The following is a 16989-nucleotide window of genomic DNA, read 5'->3' on the forward strand; positions in this document are numbered from 1 at the left end:
ACTTGAGAGGCTGACACGGTGTAACACAACGAGTCGGTCTCTCTTTTCAATTTATGCTAAAATAAGTGTAGACTGATTTTTCGGGTAAAGGGGTAAAAAAAATGGGAAACCGGTTATTATTGATTGATGGCTTTAACTTATTGAGTCGGTGTTATTTTGCGACAAGCTATGGAAAAGAAAATCATGAATTACCAAAGAACAGTGCAGGACTTTACACGAACGCACTTCGAGTTAACATACAAAAATTGTGGAACCTCATTGAAAAATATGAGCCGTCACATTTATTGGTCGCTTGGGATGTAAAACGGGAGGAAACGATTCGAAAGCAGCGGTTTCAGGATTATAAGGATACTCGAAATGAGCTACCCGAACCGTTGATCCAACAGTATAACACCTTAACGGAATTGTTCGATACCGTTGGTGTCACCCAAATGACATTAAGCCCGTATGAGGCGGATGACATTATCGGAACGCTGTCTCGCCGCTGGTCGGATGAAATGGATGGCGATTGTTATATTTATAGTAATGATCGTGATCTACTGCAACTGATCACAGGTAAAGTATCACAAATCATCGCGAAAAAGAAGGAAGAAAATGCCTACACGTTGAAGCACTTCAGTGATGAGTATGGAATCCACCCTTCTCAATGGATTGACGTAAAGGCGTTGCTTGGGGATAAAAGTGATAACATTCCAGGTATCCACGGTGTCGGGGAAAAGGCGGCGCTTCCGCTTATACAGCAATACGGAAATGTCGAAGCAATTTATGAAGAAGAGGAAATCGATCCACTCTTTAAACGGTACCGAAAAAAAATTGCAGAGGGCAGAGAAATGGCGTTTTTAAGTAAAGAGCTTGTCACCATTTACACAGACATTCCAGTTCTGATGGAGTCCCCTTGGGATGGTTATTCATTACAGCTTGATCAAGAAAAGCTGAAGGAAGAACTAGAACGTCTCGAACTGAGGATTCGAATGTAACAATGATGCCGTATCAATAGATGTTTGTTGATGCGGTTTGTTATGTCACTACTGGTGCGAACTGTCGGTTTGAAGAGTTTATGGTAATGGTTTGAAGCGAAAACCGGATCAAATGGTCGGTATGAAGAGTTCATGACGAGGTATAGCGCGGTAAACTGATGCAATTGTCCACTTGAAGGGCTTATGGAGACAGTTTAGAGCAGAAATCGGAGTCAACTGTCCGCATGAAACGTCCATGTAGACAGTTTGTAGCGAAAAATTGATGCAACAGTCCGCTTGAATGGCCCATGTAGACATTTTACATAGGAAAAACGATTCAACAGTCCTCATGACCACGATTACCACGGGATAATCCCCATCTCCACGGATTTAGCGATTCATCTGAATCGCTTTTCGGGCTAATTCATCTGCGTTTTTGTTTTGAGAGCTTGGGATCCATTTTATAAAAAAGAGGTCGAGCTCATCTTTCAAAAACAAGACTTGCTGTAAGAGAGGTTGGTATAGGTTTTTCTTAACGTATTCTTTTTCGACCGCCTGTTCTACCAACTGGGAATCCGTACGGAACGAAACGACCTTGTAGCCTTTTTCAATGCAAATGGTCAGTCCATGGATCAATGCGAGATATTCGGCTTCATGGTTGGTCATGATACCGATCGGGACTGAATACGTTTCTGGTCCTGTAGAGAGGCCTTTTATAAAGATTCCGGCACCGGAAGGACCTGGGTTGCCTGAGCTTGCACCATCAATATAGATTTCAATCAATGCTTTTCACCTGCTTTGATAAGGTTGCTAACGATATTGTAGCACAGAAGACGTGAAAGTATTACGAAATGCGATAGCTGGAAACACCCACTTGTATGAATTAGAGTATTCGAATTTTTATATAAAGGGAGGTTCTCAAACATGAGACTATCTGACAAAAGAATCATCGCTTTTGTTGAGAATGATTTTGAAGATTTGGAAATGTGGTATCCTGTGTTGCGATTACGTGAAGAGGGTGCAACTGTTCATGTGGTCGGCGATCAAGAAAATAAGGAATACAAAGGTAAGTATGGTGTTCCTATTGTTTCAGACTATAGTTACCACGATGTTAATTACCTAGAGTACGACGCGGTGCTTGTTCCGGGTGGTTGGGCACCTGACAAACTCCGTCGAGACGCGAAAATCATCGAGATTGTCCAGTTTATGAACGATCAGAAGCGGGTCATCGGTCAAATTTGCCACGCTGGTTGGGTCCTTATTTCGGCTGGGATTCTTCAGGGTAAAAAGGTTACAAGTACACCTGGGATTAAGGATGATATGATGAACGCGGGGGCTGAGTGGTCGGATGATTCGGTTGTTGTCGATGGCCACATCGTTTCAAGCAGACGCCCACCTGATTTACCTGATTATTTAAAAGAACTGATCAACGTGATCGAGAATAACAATGGAAAATAATTTAAACATGAAATTTTAAACAGGATTTTCATAAGAGGGGTCTAATCCTTGCTCTGAAGCTTGTTTTAATAGGAGCTGGTTTGACTCCCTCGTTTTTGTGTTTTTCCTGGGTAGAGGATAGACAGTTGCAGCATACATTGTTAAAAACGGATGTTTAAAGATAGAGTTTTAGCATTGCCGATTTCGCAATAAAATGAGAAATAAATGAGATACTATAGGAACAAGAAGAACCAGGAGTGAATGGTATGGAGCGAAGGGTTGTGACAAAGGAAATCGAATGGACGTTGAACACGTATTGCCGGGAGTGTTTTGTCCGTGATGCGTTTAAAAAGGATTACGGAAAAAACTTTTCGCAGCGATTTTGTAATCGTGATTGCTCAATCGGACAACGTCTACAGAAACTTGGAGAATCACTTTCATCTAAACAAATGGAGAAATAATCGTTTCGCCCGTAATACCCCCTGTATTTTCTGAATAATATGGTAAAATGAACTCATCAATACTTTTAAGGGTAGGGCGAAAGACATATGCATGTTCAATCGACTGGGGAGTATATTCAGTTTTTAAGTAGCAAAGGGATTCATATGACAGAAGAGGATATCGGTTTTATTTATTTTGGAAAAAAGTATACAGATTCAGCCGAGGAAGTGGTGAATACTGCAATCGAAACAACGCTGAAGGTCCAGGTCAGCTTTGATGGCAGTTATTATGTAGCACTCCTTGAAGCGTTTAAAGAAGCTGGTGTGAAGGACAATCACGGTGCCAAACGGTTTGTTCGCAACAGAATTGATTCAATCAACATACATACAAAGCACAGCATTTCTTAGAGATGCTGTTTTTAACACGTTTAGAAAGTATCGAACATACTGTCTAAAGTATAAGGACAACTACTGCAAACGCGGTGCAAGGCTTGGCGTTTGCTATGTTTTTTTTATAAAATCGGAGGTCATTCAAGTGTCTAGAAAACAAGAAATCATCGAACAGATTAAAACTTTTGCTAAACAGAAGCTTAAAGGTGAGACGAGCGGGCATGATTGGTTCCATATTGAAAGGGTCCGAAAAATCGCAACCGATCTTTCGGAAAAAGAAGGCGCTGATTTGTTCATTTGCGAAGCAGCTGTCCTTCTTCATGATGTTATTGATGATAAACTCGTTAAGGATGAGGAGGCAGCTCTTCTCGAGGTGAAAAGATTGTTGTCGGAATTAAATGTAGAGGATGTAGAATCCGCTCATATCGTTGAGATCATAACGACGATGTCCTTTAAGGGTGGTGGGAATCAGGAGATGCGAACGATTGAAGGAAAGGTTGTTCAGGATGCTGATCGACTGGATGCACTTGGTGCGATTGGGATTGCTCGAACCTTTATGTATGCGGGATCAAAGGGTCAACCGATGCATGAACCTGACCTTTCACCCCGTATGCATACAATGTCCAAGGAAGAATATCGAAGTGGTAAGAGTACGGCTATCAATCATTTTTATGAAAAATTGTTTCAACTTAAAGACCGGATCAATACGGAGGCTGGATTAAAAATCGCTGAAGAACGTCACCGTTACATGGAGACCTTCATTAATGCGTTTTTAGAGGAATGGAAAAAATAAAATACACCCCCACCTTATGTTACATAAACTCACTGGCGGGGGCATCTCGTTTCTGCGTTAATTATTATTCTGCAGGTCTCGGGCCAGCATCCATATTTGAACTGCTTTCTGTCATCATCGGCAGTACCGTTGCATCATCATGTACTCGAACCTGACACGATAAACGTAGTCCTTCCTGAATACCTTTTCGTGAGAAAGCTTCTTTTTCAATGTCTGTCAGATCACCAAAATCGCCTGCTACGACTTCCACTTTGCATGTCGTACACTTTGCTTTTCCACCACAGCGGTGGAGGATATCAATCCCGTTGTCTTCAAGGGCAAGTACGAGCTTTTTCCCTTGTTCCACTTCGAATGTTCCATGATCAGGTACTGTCACTTTTGGCATAATCCATCGTCCTCCTTTACAGGCTATCATAAATCAAGTTGCAAATCTGATAGTCTCAAAATCCTCTTCAGTATACTATAACACTTATTCGTTGGAGATATTATGAATGAGTTTGTTTCTGCAACTCAACAACGAGCGGTACTTGCACAAAAGTTACGAATTGTACCGAGGAAGCTTTCATCCCAGGATACTCTTGTAGACGCAGGTACACTTAAGCTAACCCTGAAAGATGCAGGTGCATGGGCTCTTGGATAATTATTGTACATCCTCTATAATGGGGTAGGATATATGTACAAAAGTATAAATTAAAGGGTGTATTGATGACATGAATTCGCTCAATCCTGGAACAACAGTTAATCTAATAGTAGAACGTAAGACGGAACTTGGTTACATATTGATGAACTCAAACCGTGAAGAGGTGTTTCTTCATAAATCGGAAGCCCCTGATGATATTCAGGAGAATCAAAAATTGAACGTATTTTTATACCAAGACCATCAAGGTAGGCTTGCCGCAACTGCGACGATGCCATTTATTGATATGAACAGTGTGGCATGGCTCGAGGTCGTTGGAGTCCAGCGCAAACTTGGTGTATTCGTTAACATCGGAATCAAAAAAGACGTTCTGCTTTCAAAGGATGATTTACCATATGATTGGGACAACTGGCCAAAAGAAGGGGATAAATTATATTGCGGTTTAAAACTGGATAAAAGAGGTCGCCTTTTTGCGGATTTAGCTACATATGAGGAGTTCGAAACGCTATCAGAAACCGCTCCGGATACGATTCGAAATCAATATCTAGAAGGCTATGTGTATCGGTTTAATGAGGTTGGTGCCTTCATTCTTACAGATGACCGGTATATTGCTTTTCTTCATGAAGATGAAGCAGACAAAAAAGTGAGGCTGGGTCAACGTGTGCAAGTAAGGGTCACGTTTATTCGTGAGGATGGAAGGATCAATGTTTCTTTTAAAGCACCGAAAGAGATTGCCTATGAAGAGGACGCACAAAAACTACTCGACTATTTATCTGAGCATGATGGGTTTATGCCCTTTCATGACAAATCCTCACCCGAAGAGATCAAGCAACAGTTTCAACTATCAAAAGCTGCATTCAAGCGGGCGCTCGGGAAGCTGATGAAGGATAAAAAAGTGGAGCAGACTGCGGATGGAACGAAATTAAAAGAACGATAAGCATAGATGGTCATTTTTGCATGTGAAAGTGCTTTCATTTTTTACAGAGAATTGTTATCGTTGTAAAGGGAGCGTTACGAATGCGAACCAAACCGATCTGGCAAAAATGGTGGTTTTGGACAATCATCGTTGCTTTTCTATTGATTCAATTGCTTGTAACGAGCTTAAATGAAAAGCGCGATCCTGACCCGGAAATTTCGCCAACAGAGAACAATATACAAACACATTAATTCGGAGAGTGGAGGAACACGGAAATGGCAGACAAAAAAACGTTCAAATCAGACATCGAGATTGCCCAAGAGGCGAAACTAGTACCGATTCAAGAAATAGCAGAGCAATTGCATTTAAAAGAAGATGAGTTGGAGCCATATGGCCGTTATAAAGCGAAAATCTCGCTTGATGTAATGGACCGGTTAAAAGAGAACGAGGACGGAAAGGTAGTGCTTGTCACGTCGATTAACCCGACACCAGCTGGAGAAGGAAAATCAACAGTTACGGTCGGACTTGGACAGGCTCTTAATAAAATTGGAAAAAAGGCAATCATCGCCTTGCGCGAACCATCACTTGGACCAAGCATGGGGATGAAAGGCGGAGCGGCAGGCGGCGGTTATTCACAAGTGATGCCAATGGAGGAAATCAACCTTCATTTCACTGGTGATCTCCATGCGATTACGACTGCAAACAATGCGCTTGCGGCGTTAATCGATAACCACATCCATCAAGGAAATGAACTCGACATCGATACAAGAAGAATCGTTTGGAAGCGGGTTGTTGATATGAATGACCGCGCACTACGAAATGTCGTCGTCGGTCTCGGCGGTCCGGTGCAAGGTGTACCGCGTGAAGATGGATTTGATATTACAGTTGCATCTGAAATCATGGCGATTTTCTGTTTAGCACGAAATATTCGTGATTTGAAGGAACGTCTTTCTAACATGGTCGTTGCCTATAATAAGGATAAAAAGCCTGTTACTGTAAAGGATCTTGGTGTGGAAGGCGCATTAACCTTATTATTGAAGGATGCACTCCAGCCTAATCTCGTTCAGACGTTAGAAAATACACCGGCATTGATTCACGGTGGCCCATTTGCAAACATTGCACACGGGTGTAATAGTGTCATTGCCACGAAAATGGCCACTAAGCTAGGAGATTATGTCGTTACGGAATCTGGTTTCGGTGCCGATCTTGGAGCAGAAAAGTTCCTTGACATTAAAGCACGCTATGGGGAAATTGATCCAAGCCTTGTCGTTGTGGTTGCAACGATTCGCGCGCTGAAAATGCATGGAGGTGTTCCGAAAGATCAGCTGGGTACAAAAGATCTTGAAGCCCTTGAAAAAGGAATGGTCAATCTCCAGAAGCATATTGATACGGTCAAAGCGTTTGGATTACCATTTGTCGTCGCACTTAACCATTTTGTAAAAGATACCGATAGTGAAGTGGAATTCGTTAAGGAATGGTGTGCGAACCAAGGTGTCGAGGTTGCGGTTGCGAAGGTTTGGGAAGATGGCGGTAAAGGTGGAGAGGAACTCGCACAGAAAGTCGTGAACATGGTCGAGTCTTCAGAAAACAACTATAAGCCACTGTACGAGCTTGATAGTTCTATAGAAGAGAAAATCGATTCAATTGTTAAAACGGTTTACGGTGGAGCAGGGTTCGAACTATCTACTAAAGCGAAAAAGCAACTCAAAGAATTCAAAGCCAACGGATGGGGCGATCTACCAGTTTGTATGGCGAAAACGCAATATTCCCTTTCTGATGATCCGACGTTACTTGGACGTCCTGAAGGGTTTAAAGTTACAATTCGAGAATTCCGTGCTTCCATAGGAGCAGGATTCATCGTTGCATTGACTGGAAACGTGATGACGATGCCAGGTTTACCGAAAAAACCAGCAGCATTGAATATGGACGTAACCGACGACGGGAAAGCAGTCGGACTGTTCTAAACGATTTTTAGAGTATTGGGGTTGATTCAAAACACTATTGGATCAGCCTCTTTTTAAGAGGTTGTTCAAAAACTCCGGAGGCTCACAAGATGTGAATCAGTTCAACGTTGTCACAGGGCGTGTGACGTAGTTAATTGAACTTCAGAAATTGCGGCTCTTTTTATCCTACTTTTTGAACACTTTATTTAAATGAAATTTGGAGGGTGAGTAGTAGAATGAAAGCTTTGATCGTAATAGATTATACGAACGATTTTGTGGCAGACGATGGCCGTTTGACATGCGGAGAAGCAGGGCAATCGATTGAATCGAGAATTACAGAACTGACAGACTCATTTATCTCAAACGATGATTATGTTGTTTTTGCGGTGGATGTTCATGACAAGGACGACACGTATCATCCGGAATACACATTATTTCCGCCGCATAATATTCGAGGAACTACTGGTCGGAAACAATTTGGTTCGTTGAATACGTGTTACCAGTCATCAAAAGAAAAAATATATTGGATGGATAAAACTAGATACAGTGCGTTTGCCGGAACGGATCTTGAATTGAAGCTACGAGAACGTGGAATCTCTGAGCTTCATCTTGTTGGTGTTTGTACCGATATCTGTGTACTTCATACTGCTGTGGATGGGTATAACAAAGGGTTTAAGCTTGTCATTCATGAAGACGCCGTTCAAAGCTTTAATCCTGCTGGTCATGACTGGGCATTGGATCATTTTAATAATACGCTCGGGGCAAAGGTAGTGAAAGCGAACGAGGACCCTAATGACAGCTAACGATTTTGCGCACGTAAAAAAAGCGTTGGATGAAGCACTCTATGATTGGCAGCAAATGCAATTGACGAGCGGTGATGACGGGGCTGAATGGGCAGAACGGTTTGAACGTCATTTCTATGAGATGATTGATGAACTGAAGAAATGGTACGATAGCTTGGAAAAGAAACCTACTCAGTTCGAGGAGCTGGAATCGATGCCAGAGATCGAGGGGATTTCAATTACGTTACCTGGTCCCCTTCAACTGAACTTCTTGACAGAGCTCGAAGATATTTTTGACGGATTCGAAAAGAAATCTTTTGATTAATAAGAAGGCACCTGACATACAACGAACTTGTTGTAGCCTGTCAGGTGTTTATTTTTTTGCACGTTAAGAAAGTATAAAAATACTTTCTTAAGTATAAGCGCAACTAGGGCGATCGCCTACGCTAAGGCTTGGCGCTAGCCAAGTTTTCTTTATTACTGCACCCATTTTTCACTGTTGAATAAACTATATCGATAAGGATAAACGCCCAGTTATTTTCATGATAAGAAAGTAAAAATACTTTCTGAATTATAAGCGTAACTATGGCGATCGCCTATGCTAAAGCAAAGCGCTTGCCAAGTTTCCTGTAGAAAAGAGGGAAAAGGATGTATGATGTCATCAGTCCTGTCCAGGTCATTACGATAACAGTGGAAAAGCCCGGAACAAAGGTCAAATATCCTAAACTTGTATGTATGGATGATCGCGATGTAGGAATAAACATAAATAAACAAATTCTTTTGCTCGTACAAAGACTCCGGGAAGAAGGTGATCAGCCTAATACTACTGTGTCTATCACCTATACGATAAAGGTGAATAAAAATGGCGTATTGAGCGTTATATTTTTACTCGATTATTATACAGCTGGTGCAGCCCATGGGATGCAGGTTCAGAAAGCGTTAACCTTTTCGACAATCAATGGTACATGTTTTCCGTTCCCTTCATTGTTTAGGATGAACAGCTATTATAAAACGAGATTATCACGATATGCTAAAGCGTATATTAAGTCGGAGAACATCACGTTGATTGAAGAATATAAGGGCATTACCGATGAACAAGAGTATTATTTAACAAACGATACATTGGTTTTGTTTTACCAACTGTATGAATACACACCATATGCTTACGGTTTCCTTGAAATTCCTGTGCCGTTTGAGGTGGTTCAAACGCTTGTAGACAAAAAAAGTCCCATCGCACAATTGACGTCAAGATAATCATTCAGATCAACCCATTTGTGAAAACGGTCAGGCAGCAAAACCGATAACGGAGGCTGCCTGAACTAGTGTTTCCTATAAGTCTTGTCTATGAGCGGAAATATCATAAAATATGTTACAATGAAAGATAGCGATTTTACTCGGACCATTTTAAGGTGTGTTCAAAAAATCGATGAACTTCTTATATAGAACCCTTTTTGAACAACCTCGATACTAGGAGCATTATACATGATTACATACTATCACCTACAAATGACATTCATACCGTCTCTTGATGAAAAAGGGAAGTTTTTCATCTGGATGACACAACCAAATGGCGAACCGATCAAAATGTCACAGACTCGTTTCCAATGGATTATCGGCGAAGCGGATCTAGCACATGTATTTACTGGTGAGACGGATGAGATGAAGACATTGATGATGGAATGGAACGATGAGTTCTATGAAGTTGAAGGTGTCCTTGTCGATATGTGGCGGGTCTATTTATTCCTGCAGAACAAGGTTGCCAACACCGTATCAGGTGCTGTTCAGATCGGGGAAAGCTTTCTATATTGGGAGACCGTCGCGAGAAGCCTCGATTCATTAATACGTAATGGTCACTACTATCCTACGATGTATGCCATCTCAAAGGATAGTCGGCAATTCATTTATGCGCAATGGATGTTAAGTCGAAACGTTCTCGATGATGAAGGAAGTCTTTCTACGTGGTTGAAAACGGCATCGCCACTCATTTTTGCTTTCGAACATCTTGCAACATCACCAATTCGTGAGTGGCAAAACCTGATGATCGATTTATGGACCGACCAAGTTATCAAATTATTATTGAACTCAGAAGAAGAGCCACTTCCTTTTATCGATCAAACCGACACGACGCTTACAAAATTATGGCATAAAGCCCTTACCAAGAATCAGTCCGGTTTCTTTCATGTTGTGGAGGAAAAACAACAGGTTCAACAGCTGCATGTTTTGGTCAGAGAGATTCGAAAGTGGCACTCGCAAGTAAGTTCAGATTCATACAGACCGCTTGAAAAAGGACTCATTCATTTTAAGCAACAGTTTATCCAATCTGGGATCAAGCCTGAACAGTTAGTCATTCATTGCAAGCCAGTATCAAGTACGAATTTGATGCTATGGGATTTGGATGTTCAGCTTAAAGGATTGTTTGAGGGTCGGAATGTCTATTTACCTGTCAACGATTCTAAAATTATGCGTTCCCATACGAAAAGGTGGGTTGAAGACAGGCTGGATTACATGATTCAAATGGATGATAACCTGTACCAAACAAGAAACCGAATCTTTAAAATCGGAACAACAGAGGTTCCTTTTTCGAGTTTACAATCGATGAAGATCAATGAAAAGCTACTGGCGTCAATGGATATCCAGCTCCTTTTTCCAGAAGGTTGGGATTTAAAGGAAATTAATGAAGCGGAAGTCGATGTTTCCCTTTCAGTTTCCAATCAGGACCAAAATGGGATCGGGTTAGGCAGCATCCTTGAATTTGATTGGCGCATCGCAGTCGGCGAACTTTCATTAAGTGTATTGGAATTTAAACGGCTTGTTGAACAACAACAGTTTTTAATACAACAAGGACAAAAGTGGATTTCATTACCCGCGAGAAAGCTTGAAAAGATTTATGATGAATTGATCGCACTTGAACCGCTCGTGAAAAAAAGAAGTAATTTTTCCTCTCTTGTTGGTGTGAAGTCAACCCATGATGACTACGAGAATGAAATCGATCTGCATATCGATCGAGAGACGAAGGATTATTTACAATCGTTTTTACAGCCTGTTCAAAAACAGTATGTCGTGCCGGAGAGCTTTACAGGAACGTTGAGGCCGTATCAGCAGAAAGGCTACGAATGGCTGCGGTCCTTGCGTGATAAACGGATTGGCGCATGCCTTGCGGATGATATGGGTCTAGGGAAAACGATACAAGCGATTGTGTATTTGTTGGATAGCGGTCAACAGGACGGTCCACATCTGATTGTGTGCCCGACATCTGTCCTCGGTAATTGGAAAAGTGAATTCGGACGGTTTGCTCCATCGTTGAACGTGTTGGTACATCATGGTATAGATCGTTTGAGGAATACCGATGATTTTAAAAAAGAGTGTAGTGAGCAGGACGTTATCATTACAAGCTACTCTCTTGTCGTAAAGGATCAAGAACTCTTCCAGTCGATCAACTGGAATTCAATTATATTGGATGAAGCACAAATGATTAAAAATCCAGCAACGAAACAGAGTAAAGCGGTTCGTGCGTTGAAAGCCACTCATCGGATAACGTTGACCGGAACACCGATGGAAAACAAGCTGGAGGAGCTCTGGTCCATTTCTGATTTCTTAAATCCAGGTTACCTCGGCTATCGGGCGTCATTTCAACAACAATTTATCCGTCCAATCGAAAAGAAGGGTGAGACCGAACGAATCAACGTCTTAAAGCGACTCATTCAACCATTCCTGCTGCGAAGATCAAAAATGCAAACGTCGATCATCAACGATCTTCCTGAAAAATTTGAAGAGAAAGTTAGCTGTCCATTGACGAAGGAACAAGCATCACTCTATCAATCGGTTGTCGAGGAATTGAAAGAAAAGTTGTTTACAGCTACCGGAATGGAGCGTAGAGGACTAATTCTCGGCGGTATTACTCGATTGAAGCAAGTATGCAACCACCCATCCTTGCTGACGAGAGAACAACCGATCCTTACGCATTCAGGTAAAATGCAACAAGCTAACCTGATTATCAACGAAAAGGTGGAAAAAGGGGAAAATGTTCTATTGTTTACCCAATACGTTAAGATGGGTAAGTTATTAAAAGGATTGTTGAAGGAAATTGATCCCGAAAGTACAATTTACTTTTTACACGGAGGTGTCCCTTCCCAAAAAAGGGAGGAGCTGTTGAAAAAGTTTAAAGAACCTCGCTCGAACAGGTGTATTTTTATTCTTTCGATCAAGGCAGGAGGGGTCGGCCTCAATTTGACAGAGGCGAACCATGTAATCCATCTTGACCGTTGGTGGAACCCTGCAGTCGAAAACCAAGCAACGGACCGTGCCTATCGAATCGGGCAACAACAAAATGTGCAAGTCTACAAAATGATTACAAAAGGAACGCTAGAAGAGGGAATCGATCGGTTAATTGATCGTAAGTCACAGTTAACGTCCCAAATCGTTACGAATCAAAATCAATGGGTCACGGAACTAAGTGATTCTGAGTTTATTGAACTGATTCAATTGCGGGAAAAGGTGTTGACGTAATGTCCGATCCATTTAAAAAATTGAAGGGGCCAGTTCAAAGGTGGTTGAATCAATTTGCTGACCGTGTTGATTATAACCGTTTTACACGAGGATTGAAGCTATTTGATCAGAAGCGAATCCATTCATTCCAAATGTATCCGAATCATTTTGTGTGTAATATCCGTGGAAAACAGGACACGTATGAGGTGATCGGAACGTTCAGGATGGATGGAGGGTTACCCGCTCCTGATGAGTATACGGTTACTTGCAGCTGTCCGGATGACGCCTTCATTTGTAAGCATGCCGTTTGTGCGACGATTCATTTTATCTTGGTGCGTTCAGAAGGCTTAGATAGTCAAGTGGTTGAACAGAACAACGCTGCACGGACTGAACTGATCGAGGTTCCATTAATGAGGTTACGTGAAAAACTTGAAATTGCACCGAATAATACATTGCATGATCTGCCTAATGACTGCTCACACCAGTTGATGGATACTGGTGCTGTTATACGTGAAATGCATAACACAATTTTAAGTGTTTTGGATGAAGTGGTTCATGGACGTCAAGGGAATGGATGATGTCCTTTAAAAAGGGCATCATTCGCGGAATTGTTGCTGGTAATTAAAAAATACCTATTACTAGGTGTAATGGTAATGAATAAGTTTGCTTTAAGTGTGCCTGTTGGAGCAAAATGCTGGATATATCAGCTGCTAAAGCGGGTGTATAGTGCATTCAGAGGGAATTTCTGGACATGCTGGTCACTAATCCGCTCATGATCGATTTTTCGGATTGCAAAGGTCATGAAAAAGGAAGAGACGAGTTTAGCTCGTTTCTTCCTGATTTTATAGTGAAGAGTTGATTGATTATGCAGTATAAGTATGAAAGGCTTGAGGTGTGAGTTCATAGTAGCTGCGATTGTAGGTGAATATCTGTTCACCTTGCTTAGCGATAATTCGATCCTCCGTAATCCGGATGACCTTTCCTTCAATAGGGAGTTTTTTCATAATATCGTCTCTCCTTTCGAATACTTGTCCTTTTTATCTTTCTTTATCTTATTATTACATAAATCGAGCGTCGAATTATCGGAATTTTTAAAATACTTTTCTGCTTAAATCGACAAAATTATTAAAATTTTACTGTTGCAGACAGAAACTATATTAAAAATTCAAGAATACTGATTTGTTATTTGATGAATCTTGTCGAGATGATGGGCGTTTACACCAACCATGTATGTATGATGCTCTATAGTTCAAACTGGTTACTGTCGTATGTTATAGTTTGAATAAAGTTGTATGTAGAAAGGGGTCTGATTGTGGATGAAACTTCGAGGAATCGAGCCAACTCCAAGTCCGAATACGATGAAGTTGATTGTAGATGAAACATTACCGAGCGGAAAAAATATGAACTTTAAAAACAATCAGCATGAAGAAGCACCGTCGCCTTTAAAGGAACTTCTAACCATTGAAGGAGTAAAGGGTCTTTATTACGTAGCGGATTTCATTGCACTTGAGCGAAATGCAAAATTTGATTGGAAAGTCATACTTCCACAGGCAAGAAGTATTTTCGGTGACAAGAGTGAGGTTGCAGGAGAAGCAACAGGAAATCAAGAGCAGGACGAAGATTTTGAAGAAGTGAAGGTTCAGATCCAGAAGTTCAGGGGAATCCCAATGCAAATCAAGCTGTTTAAAGGCGAAGAAGAGAAACGGATCGGTTTGCCCGACCGATTTATGAATATCGTTCTTGAAGCACAATCGGCATCTGATAACCTTGTAATGGAGCGTCAGTGGGTTGACCAAAGTCCAAGATACGGCGATATCGATGCCATCGGGTCTGAAGTGGCAGAGGAAATCAGTGCAGCCTACGACCAAAAACGTTTAGAACTTTTAAAAGATCTCGCATATGAACAAAACAAGCCAGAGTTTCAGGAAAGCAAGCGGAAGCCGTACAAGGTCACGCTTGAAATGCTTGACAACCCGGATTGGAAGGAACGGTATGCAGCACTTGAGCAATTGGAGCCGTCTAAAGAGGATCTACCGGTTTTGCAAAAAGCGTTAGAGGATGAAAAGACATCGATTCGAAGGTTAGCAACGGTATATCTCGGTATGATCGAGGATAAAAAAGTATTGCCTTACCTATCGAAAGCGTTGGTCGATAAATCAGTGACGGTTCGTCGGACAGCGGGTGACTGCATGTCGGACTTAGGTTTTACCGAAGGAATTCCGATCATGATCAAAGCGTTGAAGGATCCGAATAAATTAGTTCGCTGGCGTGCTGCTATGTTCCTTTACGAAGTCGGTGATGATACTGCGATTCCATCGTTACGAGCGGCAAAGGATGACCCTGAATTTGAGGTTGCTATGCAGGTGAATATGGCACTTGAACGAATTGAAGGTGGAGAAGTAGCGAAGGGATCCGTTTGGAAGCAGATGACTGAAACCATTCAAGGCAATAAAATCGATTAATGTTCGTTGATGTTTTAGGAAGACAGTGATAGAGTAATTTTAGATAAAAGAGGTTGTTCAAAAAGTATCCAACTGATAAACGGTGAATTTCTACGATACTCGGTTTTCCGGTCCTCACGTATTATAAGGAAGTATTGATTTCATCGAAGTACATTCATTGTGCACCTGCGTCTAACTAGGTTGTTAACGTGTACCTGCGTCTACAAGCTTATCCTAGGATGGAGGCTTCCTCGGTACAACTCGTAGCTTATATGCAAGTTGTCTCTCGTCGCTATCGATGGAAGCTTCCTCGGTGCAAGGCAGCAAAGATGCGTTCAAGTGAGAGCCTTCCTCAAAACTGTTGTGCCTGGGGTTCACACGATGTGAATCAGTTCGACGTTGTTATAGGACGTAACGTATTTAGTCGCACTTCTTTTAAGGAATTTCTGAGTCGTCTACGTTTTGAACACATATTAAAATAAATGGAGGTATGATCCATGTCAATGGCATATGAAGAATACATGAGACAGCTTGTCCAACCGATGCGTGATGAATTAACAACAGCGGGTTTTCAGGAACTAAGAACTCCTGAAGAAGTCGATGAATATATGGAAAAAGCGAAAGGCACTACACTCATCATGATCAATTCAGTCTGTGGTTGTGCAGCGGGATTAGCAAGACCAGCCGTTCGCCAGGCAGTAGCTCACGACGTGCACCCGGATCATCTTGTAACCGTGTTTGCTGGACAGGACAAAGCTGCAACTTCGGTAATGAGATCGTATTTTATTGATGTAGAACCATCTTCACCGTCGATTGCTCTTATCAAAGGTAAAGAGCTCGTACATTTCATTCCGCGTGAAGAAATTGAAGATCACGAACCAGAAGACATCAGACAAAACTTAGTCAACGCTTTTGAGACATTTTGCAAGTAAACTGACTAAGAGTTGAACAGAAGCTGACCCCGATTCGATTGTTTGGGGTCAGTTTTTCAATTTCAAGTAATAATACAGGTTTCGCAGTTAATTTCCGAGTTTGGCAGTAATTTTCATTTTTCCGCTAGTAAGCTCACTTTCGAACCGGCACAAAATCGTTAAAGTTACTGGAAATTTATGATAAAATAACCGAAAAGGCACTTTTGAAAGGCGATAGAGGGTGAATGATGATATGAATAGGATCTTTTGGAGTTCTCTGGTATGGACCGTTCTGATTTTTGGCTGTTATACGGTCATTACGATGTTGATTGGAGCGGTTAGGACATACTTTTATAAGCCAGGTAGCGGGTCTACATTCTATGCACCAATTGACTCGGCAACTTATAATGTCGTCGCATTCGGAACTACACATTCAGATTGGATGAAGGCGGGGCTGTTGTTAGGGTTATTCTCAGTGATTTTCGTCTACCAATTTACACGGGCCAAATGGAAGGTCCAGATTTGAAGTCGAAAGTTCTGGACAAACTGATTTTTCGGATCATAGGCTTTGTCCTGATTGCAGATGTCCTATTCATTGGTTTTAATGTGTTCGTTGCATTAATACGATCCGATATAGATGGACCTGGGAATATGTCCGAATCATCATTAATACATACGATTATTGTTACACTAGATGACAACAAAATGGTCGTACGAGGTTGGTTTTGGCTGTTAGGGTCTGCGACCGCGGTGTTGTTGTATTTTTATCGTAAAAGAAGCAGAAGGAAATCATAAGGGACTGACCAAAGATAAAGTTAATTACCTTCTGGGTCAGCCCCGTTCGATCTATCGTGTTTA

General features: G+C 41.6%; 21 protein-coding genes. 18 read left to right on the forward strand and 3 right to left on the reverse strand.

Translation table 11 applies throughout. The features are described 5' to 3' along the window. Positions 1 to 101: 101 nt before the first annotated feature. Positions 102 to 977 (forward strand): 5'-3' exonuclease, encoded by an 876-nt coding sequence (locus MOJ78_RS10725; protein ID WP_304977339.1) that lies wholly within the window; start codon positions 102 to 104, stop codon positions 975 to 977. 369 nt (positions 978 to 1346) lie between these two features. Here MOJ78_RS10725 and MOJ78_RS10730 read toward each other — a convergent pair whose 3' ends face one another. Then, positions 1347 to 1739 (reverse strand): reverse transcriptase-like protein, encoded by a 393-nt coding sequence (locus MOJ78_RS10730; RefSeq protein WP_304977340.1) that lies wholly within the window; start codon positions 1737 to 1739, stop codon positions 1347 to 1349. A gap of 141 nt (positions 1740 to 1880) precedes the next feature. On the opposite strand from MOJ78_RS10730, the gene MOJ78_RS10735 reads away from it, so the two are divergent. The 4 genes from MOJ78_RS10735 to MOJ78_RS10750 all read left to right on the forward strand — a co-directional run bounded on the left by MOJ78_RS10735 (position 1881) and on the right by MOJ78_RS10750 (position 4016). Then, the gene (locus tag MOJ78_RS10735) at positions 1881 to 2414 is read left to right on the forward strand and encodes a type 1 glutamine amidotransferase domain-containing protein (RefSeq protein ID WP_304977341.1); all 534 of its coding nucleotides are present in this window, start codon (positions 1881 to 1883) and stop codon (positions 2412 to 2414) included. Positions 2415 to 2659: 245 nt separating this feature from the next. Then, a complete protein-coding gene (locus MOJ78_RS10740; RefSeq protein WP_304977342.1) occupies positions 2660 to 2854 on the forward strand; it encodes a zinc-finger domain-containing protein in 195 nt (64 codons plus the stop codon). A gap of 87 nt (positions 2855 to 2941) precedes the next feature. After that, the gene (locus tag MOJ78_RS10745; protein ID WP_304977343.1) at positions 2942 to 3241 is read left to right on the forward strand and encodes a DUF6123 family protein; all 300 of its coding nucleotides are present in this window, start codon (positions 2942 to 2944) and stop codon (positions 3239 to 3241) included. A gap of 127 nt (positions 3242 to 3368) precedes the next feature. Then, the gene (locus tag MOJ78_RS10750; RefSeq protein WP_304977344.1) at positions 3369 to 4016 is read left to right on the forward strand and encodes an HD domain-containing protein; all 648 of its coding nucleotides are present in this window, start codon (positions 3369 to 3371) and stop codon (positions 4014 to 4016) included. Positions 4017 to 4080: 64 nt separating this feature from the next. Here MOJ78_RS10750 and MOJ78_RS10755 read toward each other — a convergent pair whose 3' ends face one another. Continuing rightward, positions 4081 to 4401 (reverse strand): 2Fe-2S iron-sulfur cluster-binding protein, encoded by a 321-nt coding sequence (locus tag MOJ78_RS10755; protein WP_304977345.1) that lies wholly within the window; start codon positions 4399 to 4401, stop codon positions 4081 to 4083. Between the two features lie 102 nt (positions 4402 to 4503). Between MOJ78_RS10755 and MOJ78_RS10760 the strand changes: the two genes are divergently transcribed. The 9 genes from MOJ78_RS10760 (at position 4504) to MOJ78_RS10800 (ending at position 13357) form a co-directional block, all read left to right on the forward strand. After that, positions 4504 to 4656, forward strand: a complete 153-nt coding sequence (locus MOJ78_RS10760; RefSeq protein WP_304977346.1) for a hypothetical protein — start codon at positions 4504 to 4506, stop codon at positions 4654 to 4656. A 70-nt stretch (positions 4657 to 4726) separates the two neighbouring features. After that, entirely contained in the window at positions 4727 to 5590 is an 864-nt protein-coding gene (locus MOJ78_RS10765) for a CvfB family protein (protein WP_304977347.1), read from the forward strand. Positions 5591 to 5670: 80 nt separating this feature from the next. Then, positions 5671 to 5820 carry a hypothetical protein gene (locus MOJ78_RS10770; protein WP_304977348.1) on the forward strand — a complete coding sequence of 50 codons (150 nt, stop codon included), beginning with the start codon at positions 5671 to 5673 and terminating at the stop codon, positions 5818 to 5820. A 24-nt stretch (positions 5821 to 5844) separates the two neighbouring features. Next, entirely contained in the window at positions 5845 to 7533 is a 1689-nt protein-coding gene (locus MOJ78_RS10775) for a formate--tetrahydrofolate ligase (RefSeq protein WP_304977349.1), read from the forward strand. A 215-nt stretch (positions 7534 to 7748) separates the two neighbouring features. After that, on the forward strand, positions 7749 to 8315 hold the full coding sequence (locus MOJ78_RS10780; RefSeq protein WP_304977350.1) for a cysteine hydrolase family protein: 567 nt from the start codon (positions 7749 to 7751) through the stop codon (positions 8313 to 8315). Beyond that, complete coding sequence (locus MOJ78_RS10785; protein ID WP_304977351.1) at positions 8305 to 8619, forward strand: hypothetical protein; 315 nt, start codon at positions 8305 to 8307, stop codon at positions 8617 to 8619. Before MOJ78_RS10780 ends, MOJ78_RS10785 begins: the two co-directional genes overlap by 11 nt. A gap of 323 nt (positions 8620 to 8942) precedes the next feature. Continuing rightward, on the forward strand, positions 8943 to 9548 hold the full coding sequence (locus MOJ78_RS10790; protein WP_304977352.1) for a DUF3298 and DUF4163 domain-containing protein: 606 nt from the start codon (positions 8943 to 8945) through the stop codon (positions 9546 to 9548). Between the two features lie 228 nt (positions 9549 to 9776). Beyond that, positions 9777 to 12800, forward strand: a complete 3024-nt coding sequence (locus MOJ78_RS10795; RefSeq protein WP_304977353.1) for a DEAD/DEAH box helicase — start codon at positions 9777 to 9779, stop codon at positions 12798 to 12800. Further along, on the forward strand, positions 12800 to 13357 hold the full coding sequence (locus tag MOJ78_RS10800) for an SWIM zinc finger family protein (protein ID WP_304977354.1): 558 nt from the start codon (positions 12800 to 12802) through the stop codon (positions 13355 to 13357). The genes MOJ78_RS10795 and MOJ78_RS10800 overlap by 1 nt, the downstream gene beginning before the upstream one ends. A 285-nt stretch (positions 13358 to 13642) precedes the next feature. On the opposite strand, the gene MOJ78_RS10805 is transcribed toward MOJ78_RS10800, so the two are convergent. Further along, positions 13643 to 13783, reverse strand: coding sequence for a hypothetical protein (locus tag MOJ78_RS10805; protein WP_304977355.1), 141 nt, complete (start codon positions 13781 to 13783; stop codon positions 13643 to 13645). Between the two features lie 312 nt (positions 13784 to 14095). Between MOJ78_RS10805 and MOJ78_RS10810 the strand changes: the two genes are divergently transcribed. The 4 genes from MOJ78_RS10810 to MOJ78_RS10825 all read left to right on the forward strand — a co-directional run bounded on the left by MOJ78_RS10810 (position 14096) and on the right by MOJ78_RS10825 (position 16926). Next, positions 14096 to 15241: a conserved virulence factor C family protein gene (locus MOJ78_RS10810; protein ID WP_304977356.1), complete on the forward strand. Its 1146-nt coding sequence runs from the start codon at positions 14096 to 14098 to the stop codon at positions 15239 to 15241. 476 nt (positions 15242 to 15717) lie between these two features. After that, positions 15718 to 16152 (forward strand): BrxA/BrxB family bacilliredoxin, encoded by a 435-nt coding sequence (locus MOJ78_RS10815; RefSeq protein WP_304977357.1) that lies wholly within the window; start codon positions 15718 to 15720, stop codon positions 16150 to 16152. A 232-nt stretch (positions 16153 to 16384) separates the two neighbouring features. Continuing rightward, positions 16385 to 16657, forward strand: coding sequence for a hypothetical protein (locus MOJ78_RS10820; RefSeq protein ID WP_304977358.1), 273 nt, complete (start codon positions 16385 to 16387; stop codon positions 16655 to 16657). Further along, a complete protein-coding gene (locus MOJ78_RS10825) occupies positions 16654 to 16926 on the forward strand; it encodes a hypothetical protein (protein ID WP_304977359.1) in 273 nt (90 codons plus the stop codon). Before MOJ78_RS10820 ends, MOJ78_RS10825 begins: the two co-directional genes overlap by 4 nt. The last annotated feature ends 63 nt before the right edge of the window (positions 16927 to 16989 follow it).

Source organism: Alkalihalobacillus sp. AL-G, assembly GCF_030643805.1.
Classification (GTDB): Bacteria; Bacillota; Bacilli; order Bacillales; family Fictibacillaceae; genus Pseudalkalibacillus.